Source organism: Pseudoalteromonas sp. P1-9 (assembly GCF_001399975.1).
Taxonomy (GTDB): domain Bacteria; phylum Pseudomonadota; class Gammaproteobacteria; order Enterobacterales; family Alteromonadaceae; genus Pseudoalteromonas.
In genome coordinates, this window is record NZ_LKBD01000085.1 from 1 (window position 1) to 3,455 (window position 3,455).

General features: G+C 37.9%; 3 protein-coding genes. 1 reads left to right on the forward strand and 2 read right to left on the reverse strand.

The features are described from left to right. Positions 1–616 precede the first annotated feature (616 nt). Both AN214_RS21555 and AN214_RS21560 read right to left on the reverse strand, forming a co-directional pair. A complete protein-coding gene (locus tag AN214_RS21555; protein ID WP_054981596.1) occupies positions 617–1,531 on the reverse strand; it encodes an FRG domain-containing protein in 915 nt (304 codons plus the stop codon). A 105-nt stretch (positions 1,532–1,636) separates the two neighbouring features. Beyond that, the gene (locus AN214_RS21560) at positions 1,637–2,044 is read right to left on the reverse strand and encodes a hypothetical protein (RefSeq protein WP_152960842.1); all 408 of its coding nucleotides are present in this window, start codon (positions 2,042–2,044) and stop codon (positions 1,637–1,639) included. 350 nt (positions 2,045–2,394) lie between these two features. Here AN214_RS21560 and AN214_RS21565 point away from each other — a divergent pair, with 350 nt between their 5' ends. Continuing rightward, complete coding sequence (locus tag AN214_RS21565) at positions 2,395–3,255, forward strand: integron integrase (RefSeq protein ID WP_235576796.1); 861 nt, start codon at positions 2,395–2,397, stop codon at positions 3,253–3,255. Positions 3,256–3,455 lie beyond the last annotated feature (200 nt).

Here is a 3,455-nt window from a genome sequence, read left to right on the forward strand (position 1 = left end):
TTTAGGCAGCGATGAGCTCGCAATAAGAGACCCTCAATATGTGTTTGCCGTAAACGATTTTAACGGCTAACCGACATAGCGAAGCTGAATAGATTTAAACAATTGCTAAAACAAATTAGCTGCTTAAAAGCAGCTAAAAAGAATCGTTATGCTTACTTGACCCGAGAAGGTTCATATGTGTTATGTGTATTATTACTCTTTGTACCATCCGTTTCTATTGCTACCATGATAGGTGTCTGCAAAAAGTTTAAACCTAGCTTTGCAATTAGAACATTCGAAATAATTTAGAATTATGTCCGACCATGGAGCTTTGTTTGGCACTAACCGAAACTCTTCTTGAAACCCATCTTCTATCGGAGGAAGTGCAATCAGCTTCCCGTCATTAACATCTGAGCTTATTCGCTTTATCAGTGTTGATAGTTCAGGCGGATTCTTAACTAATTTATTGCTTCTCCAAGAGCGGCATTGTTCACATTTTTTCTTCTTTAGAAAACTAAACACTGGACTCTCTCAATACACATAACGCCCGTCTCACCGAGCAAATTTTTGATGGCGGCTTTTGTGCGTATTTTTGCACAAAAGGTGACAGCGGAAATTTGTCCGGTGCAGCCGTTTGTTAGCTATATTTATGCTGGTTTAACAAATGCTCAGCCACACCGTTATAACCAGGGAATATTCTAGCTGCGTCATACCCTAACTTAGATAGAATATTACATCCTTTTTTTGCTTCAGAGCATGGCAATGTAAAGCGTTTGAATATGGGGATATTCTCTTCACCTCTATAGTTTTCGGCGACAAGAGCATTTAGAGGCCTTCGATCCACTAAAGCAACCTGACCGCTCTGTAAAAGCTGCATTTCATTGACCATTGATGGTAATTGAACTGGCCAATGAGTAAAAAGTCCTTTCTGTGCGTTCAAATTTGGATTGTTAGCATAATGAGGCGTTATAAAATCTATATTGACTCTGTTAACTGTTGGTTTTAGAAAAGATAAATGCTCTTTGTTTAATGCCCATATTTCTAGCTTCCCGTCGTTCTCAATTGCACCTGTCAGTGCAAAAAAAAGTGCAACAAATATGTCATACGTCCAATCGAGTAAGCGTGTTGGTATACCGTAATGTTGCGCTAGAGCAGCAGTTTCTAATAAATCTTTTGGAATCCATATATCACTTTCATGCGGGTTATTTAGGCCGTGGAAATCAAACTCTTGGGAAAGATTGAGCCTTACTCTTTCAGAAACCGGAACCTCTAAACCCCTTTGATCGGCTAAACGATAAAACGCTCTTAGAACTGAATACTCACCTTTAACTTGCCAAGTCTGCCAGTTGTGCTGCGGTTCAATCGGTCTACCTAACCCACAAGTTTTCCAAAACCAATCCACATTATTTTTTCTTAATGCAGTCGGAATCAACTCATAAGAGTCTTGGCTATGCCCCCTAAAAATGAAACCCTCCAAGTTTGAACTTTCCCCCCAAGGAGAAAAAAACTCGAACATTTCATCGGCTGAAGCGAAATCATGAGCTTCGATCATCTAGATTCCTATAGCTAACGCCTTACTAATGGGCGTAAAATGCTTGGCTAAAATTAGCGACGAAGGAGCGCAAGCCAAGCGTTTTACGTCCTTTTGAGTAACTTGTTAGCATTCAACTTCCTCGATAACAAATTGCCCTGTTGATTCAACCCAGCTTCCCACTGGCACATCTAATTGATAATCGCCTAATTCATTGTCAGATAAAATTGGAAGAAACGAATTAATCTTAAACAATTTTTCATTATCTTCGTCTAACTCGAAACCATCGTAAGTGCCAACAACACTTTTAGAGATAGATTTGGTTTGTTTATTCGTTAACTGCCAGTCAGCATGCCAATATCTTAGAGCTGCATTTTTCAATTCGTTGAGAGGAAAACAGCTTTTAAACCAATCGATACTACCAATGAAATAGCAGAGAATAGTTAGATCGAAATCAGGGAAATAAACCTCAGCTTCACCTTCATTTTCGCAACTACATGGTGCGATACTTTTTATGATTACTCGATATTTCATATTGAATGCTAACAGCTTATTAGTGCGCATTTCGATTTAAGGAAGTTATCCACATCCATAAAGTTCCCGACTAATAAGTTTTTTATTTAATGATTTCCGTAGGTTACCAATAGTTTCTGATGCGAGCAATTTAAAAGTACCGTTGTAAAAACGAGCCATTACTTAATCGAGTATCTATTGGCGCGTTATATATTTTCACTTCAAAATATTTAGTTAATAATATCAGTAAATTACAATTTTAATTTAGATAATCGAGCCAAGAAAAATTTTACATAACGAGCCATTTGATTGATAAAAACTGAAACACGACACATAACTGTATATATATACAGTTATGTGTCTGGTGCGCTATGGGATATTCTCCATTTATAGAATCCGTAAGGGTTGAGCTAAGAACAAGGCGTTATAGTATTAAAACTGAAAAGGTTTATCTCTTTTGGATAAGATCGTTTATTTTATTTAATGACAAGAGGCATCCAAATGAAATGGGAAACCATGAGATAGAACGATTTTTAAATCATTTAGCCTTAAATCGTCAGGTAAGTCCTGCATCGCAAAATCAAGCGCTATGTGCGTTGATATTCTTATATCGTTATGTTGTAAAAAAAGAAATACGTGGGCTCAATTATTCATTTACAAAAAAAGAGCAAGTGATGCCTACCGTACTTACGCATCAAGAGGCGACCTGTATTATTGACAAAATGAAGGGAATTCATTGGTTAATTGCTTCTATTTTATACGGTAGTGGGCTTAGAATTAATGAAGCGTTGAGCCTAAGAATAAAAGATCTAGACCTTGAAAATAATATGGTTTTTGTATTTAGAGGGAAAGGGCGTAAAGACAGGTATTCGTTGTTACCAAAATCATTAAACAATGCAATATGCTGTCAAATCGACAAAGTAAAAAAGTTACACCAGTTGGATTTAAGTCAAGGTTATGGATTAACGTCATTACCACCTGCGTTAATGCGTAAATATGGTAATGCGATTAAAGACTTTTCTTGGCAATATTTATTCCCTTCCACTACACGATGTGTTCATCCATATGATGGTTATATTTGTCGCCATCATATTCATGGTTCCGCTTTTAGGAAAAAACTTAGAGAGGCCGTACAGCTAGCTGCAATTCCCAAACGTGTGAAGGCGCATACATTCAGGCATTCATTTGCCACTGAGCTGTTACTGCAAGGCACTGATTGCAGGGTCTGTTAATCTTTCAAGTTCGTTTTTGCAGCAGTTTGATTGGGTTTTATACAAGGCAGAGGCTGTGTGGCATAGTTATTCTATGTGAGACAGCCGCTAACACAGTAGAAAACCCAATCTAGCGCTGCCGAACGGTTCTTTTGAGCGCACTTTTCTCATTGTTGCTCGATATTCGCTTAGATTACTAGGCCACACATCGAGCGCCGCGA

Coding starts and splice junctions, on each gene's coding strand:
- AN214_RS21555 (WP_054981596.1), bottom strand. CDS start 1,531: ATGATCGAAGCTCATGATTTCGCTTCAGCCGATGAAATGTTCGAGTTT.
- AN214_RS21560 (WP_152960842.1), bottom strand. CDS start 2,044: ATGAAATATCGAGTAATCATAAAAAGTATCGCACCATGTAGTTGCGAA.
- AN214_RS21565 (WP_235576796.1), top strand. CDS start 2,395: ATGGGATATTCTCCATTTATAGAATCCGTAAGGGTTGAGCTAAGAACA.